Origin of the sequence: Mesorhizobium caraganae (genome assembly GCF_016836705.1) — a bacterium.
Classification (GTDB): Bacteria; Pseudomonadota; Alphaproteobacteria; order Rhizobiales; family Rhizobiaceae; genus Mesorhizobium; species Mesorhizobium caraganae.
In genome coordinates, this window is the sequence record NZ_JAFCGY010000021.1 from 81,892 (window position 1) to 97,247 (window position 15,356).

The window sequence follows — 15,356 nt, forward strand, 5'->3', positions numbered from 1 at the left end:
GGCTCTGCCACAGATCTTCAGATCGCCAGGTGCGTCTCGGGATCGAAGAAATGGAGCTTGGTATCATCCAGGGCCAACCGGATCGCCGAACCGGAGCGGACTGCGCTGTCCGGTTCGAATCTCGCCACCGCATTCGACGTCAGGCCGAAATCCTGCACCGCGTCGGGGTCGCCGGAGTCCACCCGGACCCCGTCGATGTTCAGATGGACGATATGTTCCGACCCGAGTTCTTCGATCGAGGTCACCTTTGCGGGTATCGTCTGATACTTGCGGCCAGATTCGAGGCTGCTGTCATAGAGATCCTCCGGTCGTATCCCGAACACGACCTTGCGCCCTGCATACGACTTCAAACCCGGCCTGCGCACGAAGGCTGCATCCTGCAGCCGAATGGCGAAGGTGCCTGACATCAGTTCGTCGCCCGTAAGGGTCGCCTCGAAAAGGTTCATCGAAGGAGAACCGATGAAGCCGGCAACGAAGGCGTTCACCGGCGATTCATAGAGCCTCTTGGGTGTGTCGACCTGCTGCAGCACGCCGCCTTTCAACACCGCGACCCTGTCCCCCATCGTCATCGCTTCGATTTGGTCGTGGGTCACGTAAATGGTCGTTACGCCGAGCTGCTTTTGCAGGCTGGTGATTTCGGCGCGCATTTGCACACGCAGTTTCGCATCCAGATTGGAAAGGGGTTCGTCCATGAGAAAGGCGGCCGGCTCGCGTACCATGGCGCGGCCCATGGCAACCCGTTGACGCTGTCCGCCTGAAAGGTTCGCGGGTTTGCTGTCCAGCAAAGACGTCAGCTGAAGGGTTTTGGCGATCTCGTCCACGCGCTTCTTGCGCTCGGCCTTCGGCTTGCCTGCCAGCCGCATCGAAAAGGCGATGTTTTCGGACACCGTCATATGCGGGTAGAGCGCGTAGCTTTGGAAGACCATTGCGATGTCGCGGTCCTTGGGCGGCATGTCGACGACGTCGACTCCGCCGATCCGAAGGCTGCCGCTGGTGATGTCCTCCAGTCCCGCGATCATTCGCAACGCCGTGGATTTGCCGCAGCCGGACGGTCCGACGAGAATCAAGAACTCGCCGTCCTTGACCGACAGGTTCAATTGGTCGATTGCGCGAAAATTGTTCCCGTAGGTTTTGCAGATGTTCTCAAGAATGACTTCTGCCATATTCCTCCCTCCGCAAGTGTATAAGCCACAGATTGTTATAATTCTTCTCGGCCTATGCTCGTCCGCGAAATGTTTCCTCGGATAATTTCAGATTATGCTCCAGCATTCACTTTTTTCAGTTCGACTGCTGACGGCGCGTTCGTCGATGCCAGAAGTTCCGTGACCTGGTCGTCGGTGGGAAGCGCCTCGCGCCCGCCACGCCCCGTTATCGAAAGGGCCGCCGCCGCGGCCGCGAATGCGACCCGGCCCGCGGTGTCGGCCCCGCGCGTCAATGCAAGGGCATAGGCGCCATGAAAGCAGTCACCCGCGCCGGTCGAGTCGACGACCGCAACCCGATGCGGGGGCAGGTGCCAAAGCCCTGTCTCGTCGCGTCCGCGATAGTACACGCCCCTGCCGCCATCAGTCAGAACCACGGCGGACCGCGACGGCAACCACAATGCATCGAGTATCTCGGCGGGCGATCGGCACCCTGTGGCAGTCCGCGCAAAGCCGAGAGGAAGAATGAGATGGTCGCAGAGCGCGATCAGCCTCTCCGTGGCTGCGCCGCTGCTCCATTCGATATCGCCGAGGATCGCAAGGCCGAGATCGCGAGCCCGAGCCACGACATCCAGCGACCGGATCGCATAGCCATCGACGATCAGGACGGTCGCGCGGCTGAGGATATCGTCCGGAAAGTCCGGAGCGGTGCCCAGCATCGCATCGTCGTCATACGCGATGAACCGTTCCCCGTCCGAGCCGACGGTGATCCGCGAGCGCACCGGGCGCGCGTCGGGATGGCGCGGCGCGAATGCGGTTTCAATACCACTCGCCACGAGATCGAGCTGCATGGCGTCGTCCGCGGCAATGCCCAGCCATCCGACGAACCCGGCGGTTCCGCCGAGCCGCGCGACGGCGGCCAGCGCCGTCGCGACATTTCCCCCGAAAGCGCGGGCACTTTGCAGAACCTTCCCCTTGCCTGCCGACAACGGCTGATCGACGTAGACGATGTCGTCGATCGCAATAGCGCCGAAGCCGAGGATCGAGGGGACGGTGGGCATCGTTCAGGCCCCCGCCTTCGCCAGGGCGTCTTGCGCCGAAAGGCCGTCATGGATGACGCCACGAAAGGCAAGCGCTGCCTTCTCCGGATCGCCATGCCCCCAGAGATTACGGCCTACCACGGCGCCGCGTGCGCCGGCACGGATGGCGTCCGCCGTCTGCTGAAGCGCGCCGAGCAGCGTGTCGGTCTTTGGACCACCCGCGATCACAACCGGCACCGGGCAAGTCCGGACGGTCTCTCGGAACGACTCGAAATCGCCCGTGTAGCCGATTTTGATCACGTCGACGCCGGACTCGTAGCCGATGCGCGCCGCATAGGCGATCTCGTCGGGGGTGAAGACGATTTTTGCTCCGTCGGTAAAATCGCGAGGGTAGATATGTGCCACCACAGGCATGCCGTAGCGGGCCGCCGCATTCACTGAATCGGTCAGCCAGCGTATGTATTTGCCCTCGGTCGCGCCGCGCACCGGAATGGCCACGGCCAACGCATCGGCGCCAGCGCGCACCGCGTCCTCGGGCGTTGCGATCAACTCGCTGATGCGATCGTCCGGAGTGAAGCAGCCCGCCTGAATCACCAGGGAAGCTTTGCCCGCATATTGCGGCCACAGATGGCGCGCGGTGCCAGGCTGGATGCTGACGTAGTCGGGTTTGCCCGCCATGACGCGTGCGAGCGCACCCGGCAGGTCGGCAAGGCCGCCTTTGCGCACGTCGCCATAGCCGACGAAGTGGTCGACCGCGCCGCCAAAAAGGTTCCCCGATGGATGCGAGAAGAGGCGCGCAAGACGCACCTTGGTTCCTAGGCTCATGAGTACAAAATTCCCTGATCGGTTGATTTCAAAATCCCGGACTCAGTGTTTCCGAAAGAAAAAAGAAAAACAATCTTTCGAAAGCTTTCGAATTTGCGTATTTTTGGTAAGGTGAGCCGAGGCCAGAGCGGTGGCTTGACGCAGGGAGGCAAGGGCAGGGCAATGTTGTCGGAGCAGAGACGCCAATCCATCCTGGGTGAGGTGCAGCGCAGCGGACAGGTGCGCACGAAGGACCTGTCGGACGGGTTTGGCGTGTCGGAAGTCACGGTGCGTTCCGACCTCGAGATACTGGACCGCAAGGGATTGCTGACCAAGACCCGTGGAGGGGCGGTGACCCGGACCACCGATTCGACCACGGCCGCGTTCGCCCGGCGTATGCAAACGAACCTCGATGCAAAGAAGCGCATCGCCCGGGCGGCGGTAGACCTGTTCGAGGACAACCAATCGGTCATCTTCGACGGCGGCTCGACATTGATGCAGCTTGCCATGCAGTTACCGCCGCTCAGCAATGTCGTGGTCGCGGCCACGGCCATGAATATCGTGCAGCATCTTATGCATCGTCCCGGGCTCGACGTTCATATGATCGGCGGCCGGGTCTATCCCGACACGGTGAGCACGCTGATCACCGATGCCGATACGGCTCTCGGCGGCTTGGTAGCGCATCAGGTCTTTGTTGGAGCGCATGCGATAGACTCGTCACTGGATGTGGTCGACGTGAACGAAGACATGGCGCGAACGAAGCGAAACCTCGTTCGCATGGCCCGGCGCGTTGTCCTCCTCGCCGATTCGAGCAAATGGGGCGTCAGCGGAACCTCCAAGGCATTTTCGCTGTCGGCCGTCGATGTGGTGATCACCGACGATGGCCTGCCCGGTCCAATACGCAGCCAGCTTGATAAGATCGCGGCCAAGGTGATCTATGCCTGAACCCGTCTCGGTTTCTGACCGCGACGGAAAAGAGCCAATGCGCGCATGACCCACGGGCTTCGTATCGGCGGTCGGCCGTTTTTCATGACAGTCATGTTCTCCTCCTCAGGCTGGCGGCCTCCCAACGCTGCGCCAGAATTATCACATGCTCTATAAAAATTTTACGCGCGTCAACATTTAAAATCCTGTATAGCGGATTGTGAAGGTGGACCGCTGCACTACGACGGTCCCCCAAGCATGCCATTGGCTTCGGAGGAAAAGCTGGAAATGCAGGGAAAATCAAAGACAAAGCTCGGCATCGGTGTCATCGGCTGCGGCAACATTTCGATGACCTATCTGCGCAATGCAGCGCTCTTCGGCGGCGTCGAGCTGCGTGCCTGCGCCGACATTTCGGCTGATATTGCTGAGCTCCGCGCCAGGGAATATGGCATCCGCGCGCTTGGCGTCGACGCGCTGCTCGCCGACCCTGATGTCGACCTCGTACTGAACCTGACCATTCCGGCGGCGCATTTCGAGATTTCGTTGTCAGCGCTTTCGGCGGGCAAGCATGTCTTCACCGAAAAGCCGCTGGCTACTACCGCCGCCGACGGCCGCCGGCTTGTCGACGAAGCGGCAAAGCGCGGCCTGCTGATCGGCTCGGCTCCCGATACTTTCCTTGGCGCCGCCGGACGCCGCGCCCGCCGCCTGATGGACGAGGGCGCCATCGGCAAGCCGGTGACCGGCACCGCCTTCATGATGGGACGCGGCATGGAACACTGGCATCCCAATCCGCAATTCTATTATCAGCCCGGCGGCGGTCCGGTGTTCGACATGGGTCCCTATTACCTGACCATGCTGGTCAATCTGCTCGGTCCGGTCGAGCGCGTCATGGCGATGGCGACGCGCGGCCAGGAGGAGAGGCTGATCACGGCCGACGGCCCGTTCAAGAACACGACGTTCAAGGTCGGCACGCCGACAAACATATTGTCGCTGCTCGAATTCCGTTCCGGCGCCACCGTCACCTTCGGCGCCTCATGGGACGTGTTCAGACATTCCAACCACCCGATCGAACTGCACGGCACCGAGGGCTCGCTCAGGCTGCCCGACCCCGACACGTTCGGCGGGACGGTCTCGCTGTCGGCACGTGGCGCCGACTGGGCCGATTTCGCCAGCGAGAGCGAGCTCTACGGCGCCCGCAACTGGCCCTATGCCGCGCCCGACCGCGCCAACTACCGCATGCTCGGCGTCGCCGATCTGGCGTGCGCGCTGAGCACGGGACGAAAGCCGCGCCCCTCGGGCGAACTGGCGCTGCATGTACTGGAGATCATGGAAGCGATCCTGGCTTCGGGCGAAAGCCGCGGCTCGGTTGCCGTCAACGGCACGGTCGACCAGCCGCCGCTGCTTGGCGAGGAGGAAGCGGCAAGCCTGCTTGCCTGATGGGAGGTTCGTAGTGACGATATCGCCGCCGACGCCATCATTACTGCCGCGGTCGCCGTATGGCGCAGCTTCGACCCCGCCTTTGGAAGTGTTCAGGCCGACTGCCGCATCACCAGGGCGGCGTCGAGGCTGACCTTCGGTGCGAAGCTCGCTGTGTCCTCGTTGAGCAAAGCGAGCAGCGTCTCGACGCTGCGCCCCGCCATGGCGGCAAAATCCTGCGCGATGGTAGTCAGAGCGGGGCAGGTGTAGCGGCTCAGCGGATGGTCGTCATGGGCGGCGACGCGCAGGTCGCAGTCCGCCTTTCGGCCGACCTTCTTGCCTTGCGCGAAGGCTGCCGCCATCACGCCGAAGGCTAGGCGGTCATTGGCGCACAGTATGGTCTTGCCTGGCAGGCCGCCAGCCCCAAGCATCTGTTCCATCTGCTCGTAGCCGATGCGCTCGAAATCCCAAGTGTAGTCGCTTGTGTTGCCGATGACGACCGGCTCCTGGCCTAGCCGCTGCATGGCGCCGATATAGCTGTTCAGCCGTTCCGGCGAATTGTGGTTGACGTGCGGGATATCGAAATAGACCGGCGCGTCGCCGGAGCGGCAGAGATAGTCGACGATGGTCGAGACACTCTGGGCGTTGTTGTTGCCGACGAAGGGTGCGCCGCCTTCGAGATAGGTGTCGAAATAGACGATCGGCATTGTCTGCGTCAGCTTCTCCAGCGCGTGGCGGTCCGAGCGCAAGCCAAGCGGCGCGATCAGCGCGCCGGAGACTTTCAGCGACAGGATGGTGCGCGTCGCCTCGATTTCGAGCTCGCGCGAACCGTGCGAGGAAATGACGATGGGCCAGTAGCCCTCGTCTCGCAGCCTGAGCTCGATGCGGCTGACCATTTCGGAATAGAAGGGATCGGTCACCGTCGGCACGACGATGCCGATGCTGCGGGTACGCTTGCGATTGAGGTTGCGGGCAAACAGATTGGGCTGGTAATCGGATGAGCGCAGCGCCTCCTCGATGCGCTTGCGCGTTGCCGGTTTGACGCTGGTCGGATCGTCGAAATATTTCGACAGTGTCGGCCTGGAGACGCCGCAAGAGCGGGCGAAATCCTCCATCGTCCTGTGCTTCGTCATTCGATCCCTCGTCTGGCGGGCGCCAGAACCTCGGTCACCCTTGGCGCTGCCCACGGTCCTGTAGCCGGCGCGCCGCCACGCAACCTCAGACGAAATTTACAGGAAACTTCAGTCGTTTCAACGCGCAATGACAAATTATACCGTGCGTAAATGTAATCAATTGACGCGAAAATTGTCCCGCATCAAAGTCTCGACCGCAGCGAGCAAGCGAAATATCCAGGAACCATGACGCAACAGGTCGATCAGCTCCTTTCCCAGCTTCAGCCGCGGCTCGACGCCGCCGCTGTTGTCACCGGCAATGCGGTCGATCCGCGCTATGGAGACGATCTCTCCGGCAAGGACGGAAGCCGGCCCGAACTGGTCTTGCGTCCGCGCATCGCCGGCGAAGTCGCCGAGATCCTGCGAGTTTGCAGCGGCCTTGGCCAGAAGCTGGTCGTCCATGGCGGCCGCACCGGGCTGGCCGGCGCCGCGCGCGTGCAGCCGGGCGAAGCGGTTCTGTCGCTGGAGCGCATGACCGTGGTCGAGGCGCCCGACCGCCAGGCGGCAACCATCATCGCGGAAGCCGGCGCGCCGCTGCAAATGGTGCAGGAAAGCGCCGATGCGGCCGGCCTGATGTTCGGCGTCGATATCGGTGCGCGCGGCACCGCGACGGTCGGCGGCAATATCGCCACCAATGCCGGCGGCATCCGCGTGCTGCGCTACGGCATGTACCGCGCCCAGGTGCTGGGGCTGGAGGCGGTGCTTGCCGACGGCTCGGTCCTGACCTCGCTGCGCGGCCTGGCCAAGGACAATTCGGGATACGATCTCAACCAGCTGTTCATTGGCAGCGAAGGCACGCTGGGCGTCGTCACCCGCGCCTGCCTGAGGCTGCATCCGAAGCCCGCCACGGAGGTCGCCGCCTTCTGCGCACTTGCCTCGCTGGAGGCGGCAATCGCGCTGCTCGGGCTGCTGAAGCAGCGGCTCGGTCCCTTGCTTTCGGCCTATGAGGTGAATTTCTCGCCGCTCTACGGCGCCATGATTGCCGGCATGGACGCGCCGGCGCCGCTGCCTGCCGGCGCGCCCGTCTATGTTCTTGCCGAGATCCAGGGCAACCAGGCCGAGCTGGACGGCGAACGTTTTGCTTCGGTGCTGATGCAGGCCGTCGAAGACGGCATCGTCGACGATGTGGTCGTCTCGCAGTCGCCGCGCGAGTTTCGAGCGCTTTGGGACGTACGCGAGGAGGCCAACCGCTTCCTGTTTGCAATCGAGGGCCTGATCGGCGTCGACATCTCCATTCCGCTGTCGACGATGGCGGCTTTCCTGCGCGACGCCGAAGCGGCGATCCGCGCCAGGGACGCCAGCGCCGAGATATACGTCTTCGGCCACCTCGGCGACTGCAATCTGCACTATCAGGTCGACACCAGGGAGCCAGCGGCCGCCTACGAGATCATCTATCGCGGCGTGGCCGCATGCGGCGGCGCCGTCTCGGCCGAACACGGCATCGGCCTCGACAAGAAGAAATGGCTGAGCCTGGTGCGCAGCGATGCCGAGATATCGGCCATGCGCCGCCTCAAGGCGGCGTTCGATCCGCACAACATTCTCAACCCCGGGCGGATTTTCGACATCGCTTGAATGCTACGCGGGACTAGCTCGCAGCTGACGAAAGCAGCGCGTGGAAGTCGACGGTTCTCAGCTGCTCGATGCCGTCCAGCGTCATGTTGCCGGCGACGTAGACGATGATCGCCAGGCCGAGCCAGCCGATCCAGCGGTATCTGGCAAGCAGCGCCGCCACCAGCGTCGAGGCGACGGCCATCAGAACCACCGACAGGATGAGGCCGAACACCAGCGCATTCATGTCATGGGCGGCAGCGCCCGCCACGGCCAGCACATTGTCCAGCGACATCGAGACATCGGCGACCACGATCTGCAGGATCGCCGTGCGCAGCGCCTTGGCCGGCCGCACCGCCGCAAGCGCTGTCGCGGCAGGGTCGGCGTCGGCATCGCTGTCTTCATCGCCGCCGGCGGAACGCAATTCCTGGAACATGTTCCAGCACACCCAGAACAAAAGCATGCCGCCAACCAGCATGATCCCCGGGATCTCCAGCAGCTGCACCGCGATCACGGCAAAGACGACGCGGATCACCGCGGCCGCGGCTATGCCGGCAACGATCGCCTTCTGGCGCAATGCTTTGGCCAGACCTGCGGCCGCCATGCCGATCACCACGACATTGTCGCCCGAGAGCACGAGGTTGATGGTGATGACTTCCAGATAGGCGGCAACAGTCGTCTGGTCGAAACTCATAAAGCGGTCTCCCCGGAAGGCTCCGGCTGGTTGCGGCGGATCGGACCGATGTCTGCGCAAACGCGAAGACAGCTGATTTGAGTGCGGCCCGGCATTGAAACAAGACGCCAGGCGCGGCCAATCGTTCCTCATCCACGGAATTCATCGCCGGATCGATGCTTGCCGACAGAAATGGCTCCATGGAAAGGGAAGACAAAAGCGGTCTGCTTGCCTATCAATGTCGTCGACCAAAGGAGAAACGAGCATGGGCAAGACGGCATTGATTTTCTGGGGCGGCTGGGAAGGTCATACCCCGGCCCGCAGTGCCGCTGTCGTCAGCGAGATGCTGGCCGGCCACGGCTTCGACGTGCGGATCGAACAGGGCACCTCGGCTCTCGCCGATCCGCAGCTTTCGGCAATCGATTTGATCGTCCCTGTGGTCACAATGTCGACGATCGAGAAACCGGAGCTGCAAAACCTTGTAGCCGCCGTCAGAGGTGGAACCGGCCTTGCCGGCTTTCACGGCACCATGGGCGACAGCTTCCGCAACGAGCCCGACTATCACTTCATGACCGGCGGCCAATGGGTCGCCCATCCCGGCGACATCATCGACTATCGCGTCGACATCACCAGCGATGATCCGATCGTGCGGGGCATCGGCGGTTTCGCCTACCGTTCCGAGCAGTACTACATGCATGTCGACCCGAGCAACGAGGTGCTGGCGACGACGACGTTTGGCGGCGAGCATCTCGACTTCGTAGACGGCGTCGTCATGCCCGTGGTTTGGAAGCGCCGCTACGGCAAGGGCCGCGTCTTCTTCAGCGCGCTTGGCCACACGGCGGATGAGTTTTCCGTGCCGCAAATGCGCACCATCTTCGAGCGCGGCGTGCTGTGGGCCAGCCGGGCGGCCTGATCCCGGGCCTGTCGTCAAGTCGGGCGGCGGTCTTTTTCCGGTCAGATAAAGAAGTCTTGGACGGCCCGCGGCTATTTTTCCCGCATTGCCCGACGGAAGTTCTGCGTGATCGGCTCGGCGAGGTAAGAAAGCACGGTGCGAGCACCTGTCCGGATCATCGCCTCGCTCGACATGCCGGGCAGCAGCTTGCGGCCCTCCAGCTTGGCGAGAACCCGTTATCAGCGACCGCTCGCTCCGGCGGACGTCGGTTCGCGTTAGCTTCGTGACTCAGGGTTCGCGGATGCTTTCGTCGAGACCACGCAGGAGCGGATAGAGGAAATATGACAAGATCGTGCGGTTGCCCGCCTTGATCTCCGCGGATACCGCCATGCCGGGGATCAAGCGAAAACTGCTCGCCACATCACGCAGGTCGGTCGCGGTCAACTCCACCCGTGCCTTGTAGTAAGGACGCTGCTGCCCAGCATTCTTCGGATCCGGCGTGAAGGTGTCGTCCGAGACGGTTCGAACCTTACCGGACAGGGTACCGTGCTTCTGGAAGGGCCACGCCTCGAGTTTCAGGCGAACTTCGCTGCCGGGCTCGACATGGCCGACATCGAGCCCCTCGACAGAGACTTCTGCCTCCAACGGAGAGCCCAGAGGAACGAGGGTGTAGAGCGGCTCTGCTTCTTTCAAGACCGAGCCAACAGAGCGCTGCGCCACTTCGAGCACGATCGCGTCGGCGGGTGCGGTTAGCACCGTGACAGCCTTCCGCCGCACCGCCTTGTCGAGTTCTCTGGCCGCGGCATCGTGGTCGCGGCGCGCTTGGACCAGGTCCTCAGCGGTCTTCTGGCGGAACTCTGCGAGGTAAGCCGCTTCCTCGGCCTTCAAGCGCTCCACATTCTCCTCGAGCTCAGCCATGTTATTGCCCGCAAGCAGAAATTCCTGCTCGACCAGCAGCCGCTGACCTTTGGCAGAGAGATAGTCGACCTTCGAGCCGACCTCCCTCTTCACCAGAACGTCCCGCATCGTCTCAAGATCCTTTGCCACGCCAAGGCGGAGCTCCAACGCCTCGCGATCGGCGCTCTTGGTCGCCATCTGGGCTTGAACATTACCGATCTGCCGATCGTAAGAAGCCAGCTTCGCCTTGTTCTCCTCGATCCTCCGGATCCATATCGTCGTCTGCAGGCGCGCTTCGTCATCCAGGTTTTGGGGCTTGTACGGCCGGTCGTCGAGCTCGGACTCGAGTCGCCCGATTTGCGCGGCGAGGCTCGCGACCTTTCCCCGCAATTGGTCGGCATCGGCTTCACTGAAAGTCGCGTCGAGGGTCGCCAATACGTCGCCTTTCCGCACGATGTCGCCCACCTTGGCGTCGATGCTACGCACGGTCGAGATCTCGAGCGGCTGCACGACAATCGTCGAGGCCGTCGTCACCAGCTTGCCTCGTGCGACCACGATCTGGTCGACCTTGGCCACCGACGCCCAAATGCCTGCGACCATGATGACCGCGACAAGTACGTACAGCGTGGCCCCCACGACCCAGGGCGGGCGCCGCTCGTCGATCTTGCGGGCATCGCTTTGAAAGTCTCTCACTGCTGGAAGGAGCGTGCTCATCGGGCAAGATGCCTGTTCTGCTGGTTCCATAGCTGTCGGTAAGTCATGCAGCGGGACAGGAGTTCGCCATGTTTCCCGTGATCGACGATCCGGCCGCGATCGAGCACGACAATGGCGTCCGCTGCGACGAGCGAGGACAGACGGTGCGAAACCATGACCACGGTTCGCCCCTCGGCAATGCTAGCAAGGTTTGCCTGGACGATCGCCTCGCTCTCGGGATCAAGCGCGGAGGTCGCCTCGTCCAGGATGAGGATGCGCGGTTGGCGCAGCAAGGCACGGGCGATCGACAGGCGCTGCTGCTGGCCGCCCGACAGGTTGGTGCCGCCCTCCTCGAGCAAGGTGTCGTAGCCCTGCGGCAGAAGCTTGATGAACTCGTCGGCGCCCGCCATCGTCGCGGCGTGGACGATCTCCTCCAGGGTCGCATCTGGCCTGGTCGCCCCGATGTTCTCGCGCACGGTGCCGCGGAACAGAAAGCACTGCTGCATCACGACGCCGACATTGCTGCGCAGATGCGGGAGGTCGAGCTCGCGAATATCATGACCGTCGATCCGCACCGAGCCGTGCTGGATCGGGTACGTGCCGCGCATCAGCCGCGTCAATGTCGACTTGCCCGAGCCGCTGCGCCCAACGATGCCGAAAACCGAACCGACCGGGATGGTCAGCGACACGTCGTTCAGGGCCGGCGGAGCGCTTTCGCTGTAGCGGAAGATCACATGCTCGAACTCGACAGTGCCCGCGATCGGCGGGCGCAGGCCGCGCACATTCGGTGGCCGCTCCGGACTGCGGTTCATGATGTTGCCGAGCATGCGCACCGAGAGCCCGGCCTCCTGGTAGCCTTGCACCAGACCGACGATCTGTGAAAGCGGCGTGGTGACCCGGCCCGACAGCATGTTGAACGCGATCAACGCGCCCACCGTCATCCGGTTGTCGAAGACCAGCAGGGCGCCGAAGCCGACGACCGCAACCGTCAGTAGCTTTTCGAGAAGCCCGATCACCGCCTGCGCCGAGGTCGAAATCCGCCCAACGTCGAACCGCGACTCGGCGGCCTGGGCGCAGAGCGCGTCCCAGTCGCGCTGGCGCAAGGGCTCGGTCGCCAACCCCTTGACCGTTTCCATGCCGTGGATGGTCTCGACGAGATAGGCCTGACGCTGCCCTTCGGCCTCGTAAAGGACGCGCAACTTGCGGCGGTAGAGCGGGATCAGCCCGCCGATCACACAAGCGGTGAGGGCGGAAAAGCCGAGCACCATTATGGCGAGGCGGCTGCTGTAGAGGAACAGCAGCGGCACGATAACCAGCAGCGAGGTGGCGTCGAGCAACGTCAGGAAGAGGCGGCCGGTCAGAAACTCCCGGATCTTCTCGACCTGCTGCATGTGCTTGGTGATGACGCCGGCCGAGGCGCGCTCGAAGAAATCGATCGGCAACGACAGCAGACGCGCGAAGGTGCGGATCGAGGTGCGCACATCGATCCGCGCCGAGGCGTAGACCAGCAGGATGCGCCGCAGATAGTTGAAAATCGCGTCGAACAGGACCGCGGCGCTGACCCCGATGGCGAGCACAGCGAGCGTCGTATAGGCTTGGTGCACGAGCACCTTGTCGACCGTGATCTGGATGAAGATCGGCAGGGCAAGCGCCAGCACCTGCAGCGCGACCGCGGCCACCGCGATGTCGCGGAACATCGCCCCGTTGCGGACGACTTCCGGGAGGAACCAGGTGAAGCCGAAGGGCCGGCTTTCATCCGTCAGCGCGAATGAGCGGCGCAGCAGCAGGAGCTCGCCGGTCCACTTCCTGCAGAACGTCGCCTGGTCGAGGGGCAATACCGCGAGGCGGTCGGCGAGGGGGTCGAGGACCCCGACCTTGTTCTCGTTGAATCCGAGCAGGACGACGCTGTTGCCGTTTGTCAGCCGGGCGATCACCGGATAGGCGTCGCCGAGGCGTTGGAGATCTTTCCAGCCGACCTTCAATTTGCGGCTGCGCATGCCGCTGCTGCGGGCGATCTTCGGCAGCAGCCGGGTGATGTCGTCGTCGGGCCTCAGCGCAAAGTCGTGCTTGATGCGCTCGGGGGAAAGATCGATGCCGTAGTGCCGCCCGATGGCGACAAGGCACTGCAGTGCGGTTTCGACTGGAGATCCTTCCACGTTGCCGGGCAGATAACTCGTAGTGACAGCCTTGACGGCGGGCGAACGCGTTCGGGTCGTCCAGGCCAGGATGAGCCATACGAGCACCGTACACAGGAACTGAACCGGGGGGCTCGGCCTGTGGAGCCACTCGGCCAGGTCGCTCAATCTGTGCAGACCGGGAGCGCTCCACTCGACAAGGCCGTGCCCGGCGGCAACCAGCGTGGCGAGCGCATCCGACAACCAGCGATTCAGTTCGCCGTAGAGATCGTTCATGGCTCTCGCTCCGCGGCGTGTTGGCTGGTCGGCGCGTGGACGGGCGCCGTGACGCTAACGGGCCTCGGCGTGCTCCCGCTTCCGCTGCGCCATGAAGGCCGGCGAGGGGCTCTGTTCGGCATGAGGTACTGACGCATTTCGCTATTGCTCGTCGCTGAAATTTGGCGATTTCGGCAGCCGCAGCGCTGTTGCCGCGGGTGTTGCCGCCGCAGGCGATGCCGGCTGCGGCATCAGCCGCACCACCGTTGCTCCACCTCCCATTTCCTCCCCTGCTGGCGGGGGAGACGTGGGCTGGGAGCCCGGCTCGGCTCCCGGCAATGGCTGCGGCGAGCGGATCACGCCCGCCTTCTCGAGCTGTTCGCGCATGCCGTTCTGCGCCTGCAGCATTTGAGAGAAGGCCTGCAGGCTGATGATCAGCCGCTGCGTCACGCGCGGCTCGGAGCCCGACAGCGACACCAGCTCGATGCGGATCATGCCATGCTTGAGCGAGATCTCGCCAAACGCGTCGACAAAGGTTTCGGGCACCACGTCCATTTACCTACTCCAAAAAAGGCGGCCGGGCTTTCGGCCCGGCCGCTGCGCATGCGCGTTAAGCAATCGCGACGTGGAACGTGTCGCTCTTGGCATCATTATCGCCATCGGCGATGGTTGCCGTGAAGTTCATGTCGAGCGGCTCCGGGTTGAACGTGTTGGAAATACTGAACTCGATCACCGGGATCTTCACGGTGCCCGAACCCATGAAGAGCTGGACCGCGTCCAAGTCATTCGTTTGGTTGACGGAGGGGATGACGAAGCTCTTTTGCCCGCCGGCTTCTGAAGTGACAGTCGTCACCTTGGTAATCGCGCCCACGGTGATCGAGTTGTCGGCGTTGCGGGTGTAGGTCCTGTAGAAGATGCCCTCGGTCGTGGGGTCGTAGCCGCCGACCGAATTGTCGATGAAGACCTTCATGCTGCTGACCAGGAAAGCCGTCGGGTCAATGACGAAGCTCTCGTCGAAGGCACCTCCCTGTGTCGTCTGGCCGTCAACGCCGGCAAGGGCGTTGCCGTCGAAGTTGTTGTTGGCCAGCCCAATGCCCGAGGTGCTGACGTTCATCGCTGCCGAGCTGATATAGGCCGGGAGCGGGTTGGTCTGGATTTGGGCTTCGGTCTTGTTGAAATTGCCTTCGATATCACCTACCGCCGCAGTGGCGTTGACGGCCGAGAACACAATTGACCGGGTTCCGATTGTCAGCGTCCGCACCGGATCCGGCCCGCCCGCATCGAGGCTTCCGTTCGCGCTCGAAATCGTCGTTATCGCCCCGGGCGGGGTTGTCAGCTGGATGTTGTAGGTGCCGGACCCCGGATCGACCGCATCGAATGTCAGCTGGAACGCCACCGACTGAGGGTTGACGATGCCGTCGTTAGTGAAGTCGTCGGTGATCGTCCCGTTGAAGACATAGTTCCCGCTCGCATTGGTTGTCGTCAGCGTCCCGAGCGAGGTGTTGACGGGCACAGTGGAGTGGGCGTCGATTGTGTAGTCGTTGAAAGTCACGTTCAGCGACTTGAACCCGTCCGCGCCAAGAGCGTTGGGCCAAGTGCTGCTCCCGCCTGCGGCGTAGGTCCCGTTCGTGATGTCGTTGACCGCGATGGTCGGCCCGTCATCGTCGAATTTGACGAGCAGGCCGATGTCGTTGCCGGAGTCGGTGGCGGTGTCGCCGTCGCCGTCGGTACGGGTGACGCTCATCTGCACTGCGCCCGACGCCAGCGT

General features: G+C 63.2%; 13 protein-coding genes and 1 pseudogene. 4 read left to right on the forward strand and 10 right to left on the reverse strand.

Translation table 11 applies throughout. From position 1 onward, the window contains the following. Nucleotides 1-17 precede the first annotated feature (17 nt). The 3 genes from JQK88_RS26225 to JQK88_RS26235 form a co-directional block, all read right to left on the reverse strand. Nucleotides 18-1,163, reverse strand: a complete 1,146-nt coding sequence (locus tag JQK88_RS26225) for an ABC transporter ATP-binding protein (protein ID WP_203279908.1) — start codon at nucleotides 1,161-1,163, stop codon at nucleotides 18-20. A 92-nt stretch (nucleotides 1,164-1,255) separates the two neighbouring features. Next, nucleotides 1,256-2,200, reverse strand: a complete 945-nt coding sequence (locus tag JQK88_RS26230) for a PfkB family carbohydrate kinase (protein ID WP_203279909.1) — start codon at nucleotides 2,198-2,200, stop codon at nucleotides 1,256-1,258. Between the two features lie 3 nt (nucleotides 2,201-2,203). Beyond that, entirely contained in the window at nucleotides 2,204-3,004 is an 801-nt protein-coding gene (locus JQK88_RS26235) for a class I fructose-bisphosphate aldolase (RefSeq protein ID WP_203279910.1), read from the reverse strand. A 162-nt stretch (nucleotides 3,005-3,166) separates the two neighbouring features. On the opposite strand from JQK88_RS26235, the gene JQK88_RS26240 reads away from it, so the two are divergent. Together JQK88_RS26240 and JQK88_RS26245 are read left to right on the forward strand one after the other, a co-directional pair. Then, the gene (locus JQK88_RS26240; RefSeq protein ID WP_112566013.1) at nucleotides 3,167-3,928 is read left to right on the forward strand and encodes a DeoR/GlpR family DNA-binding transcription regulator; all 762 of its coding nucleotides are present in this window, start codon (nucleotides 3,167-3,169) and stop codon (nucleotides 3,926-3,928) included. 267 nt (nucleotides 3,929-4,195) lie between these two features. Next, entirely contained in the window at nucleotides 4,196-5,344 is a 1,149-nt protein-coding gene (locus tag JQK88_RS26245) for a Gfo/Idh/MocA family protein (protein ID WP_203279911.1), read from the forward strand. A 92-nt stretch (nucleotides 5,345-5,436) separates the two neighbouring features. On the opposite strand, the gene JQK88_RS26250 is transcribed toward JQK88_RS26245, so the two are convergent. Further along, nucleotides 5,437-6,456, reverse strand: coding sequence for a LacI family DNA-binding transcriptional regulator (locus JQK88_RS26250; RefSeq protein ID WP_203279912.1), 1,020 nt, complete (start codon nucleotides 6,454-6,456; stop codon nucleotides 5,437-5,439). A gap of 225 nt (nucleotides 6,457-6,681) precedes the next feature. Between JQK88_RS26250 and JQK88_RS26255 the strand changes: the two genes are divergently transcribed. Next, nucleotides 6,682-8,067 carry an FAD-binding oxidoreductase gene (locus tag JQK88_RS26255; RefSeq protein ID WP_203279913.1) on the forward strand — a complete coding sequence of 462 codons (1,386 nt, stop codon included), beginning with the start codon at nucleotides 6,682-6,684 and terminating at the stop codon, nucleotides 8,065-8,067. Between the two features lie 13 nt (nucleotides 8,068-8,080). On the opposite strand, the gene JQK88_RS26260 is transcribed toward JQK88_RS26255, so the two are convergent. After that, a complete protein-coding gene (locus JQK88_RS26260; RefSeq protein ID WP_203279914.1) occupies nucleotides 8,081-8,737 on the reverse strand; it encodes a YjbE family putative metal transport protein in 657 nt (218 codons plus the stop codon). 244 nt (nucleotides 8,738-8,981) lie between these two features. Here JQK88_RS26260 and JQK88_RS26265 point away from each other — a divergent pair, with 244 nt between their 5' ends. Then, nucleotides 8,982-9,629 carry a ThuA domain-containing protein gene (locus JQK88_RS26265; protein ID WP_203279915.1) on the forward strand — a complete coding sequence of 216 codons (648 nt, stop codon included), beginning with the start codon at nucleotides 8,982-8,984 and terminating at the stop codon, nucleotides 9,627-9,629. A gap of 71 nt (nucleotides 9,630-9,700) precedes the next feature. Here JQK88_RS26265 and JQK88_RS36445 read toward each other — a convergent pair. From JQK88_RS36445 to JQK88_RS26285, 5 genes and pseudogenes are all read right to left on the reverse strand, one after another. Then, a pseudogene (locus JQK88_RS36445) lies at nucleotides 9,701-9,838 on the reverse strand (HlyD family type I secretion periplasmic adaptor subunit); the annotation flags it as partial. A gap of 58 nt (nucleotides 9,839-9,896) precedes the next feature. Continuing rightward, nucleotides 9,897-11,219 (reverse strand): HlyD family type I secretion periplasmic adaptor subunit, encoded by a 1,323-nt coding sequence (locus JQK88_RS26270; protein WP_203279916.1) that lies wholly within the window; start codon nucleotides 11,217-11,219, stop codon nucleotides 9,897-9,899. Next, nucleotides 11,216-13,609 carry a peptidase domain-containing ABC transporter gene (locus JQK88_RS26275; RefSeq protein ID WP_203279917.1) on the reverse strand — a complete coding sequence of 798 codons (2,394 nt, stop codon included), beginning with the start codon at nucleotides 13,607-13,609 and terminating at the stop codon, nucleotides 11,216-11,218. Before JQK88_RS26275 ends, JQK88_RS26270 begins: the two co-directional genes overlap by 4 nt. Before the next feature lie 141 nt (nucleotides 13,610-13,750). Next, on the reverse strand, nucleotides 13,751-14,143 hold the full coding sequence (locus JQK88_RS26280; RefSeq protein WP_203279918.1) for a hypothetical protein: 393 nt from the start codon (nucleotides 14,141-14,143) through the stop codon (nucleotides 13,751-13,753). Nucleotides 14,144-14,198: 55 nt separating this feature from the next. Continuing rightward, nucleotides 14,199-15,356 (reverse strand): hypothetical protein (locus JQK88_RS26285; protein WP_210388385.1); only part of this gene is annotated, 1,158 nt, incomplete at its 5' end.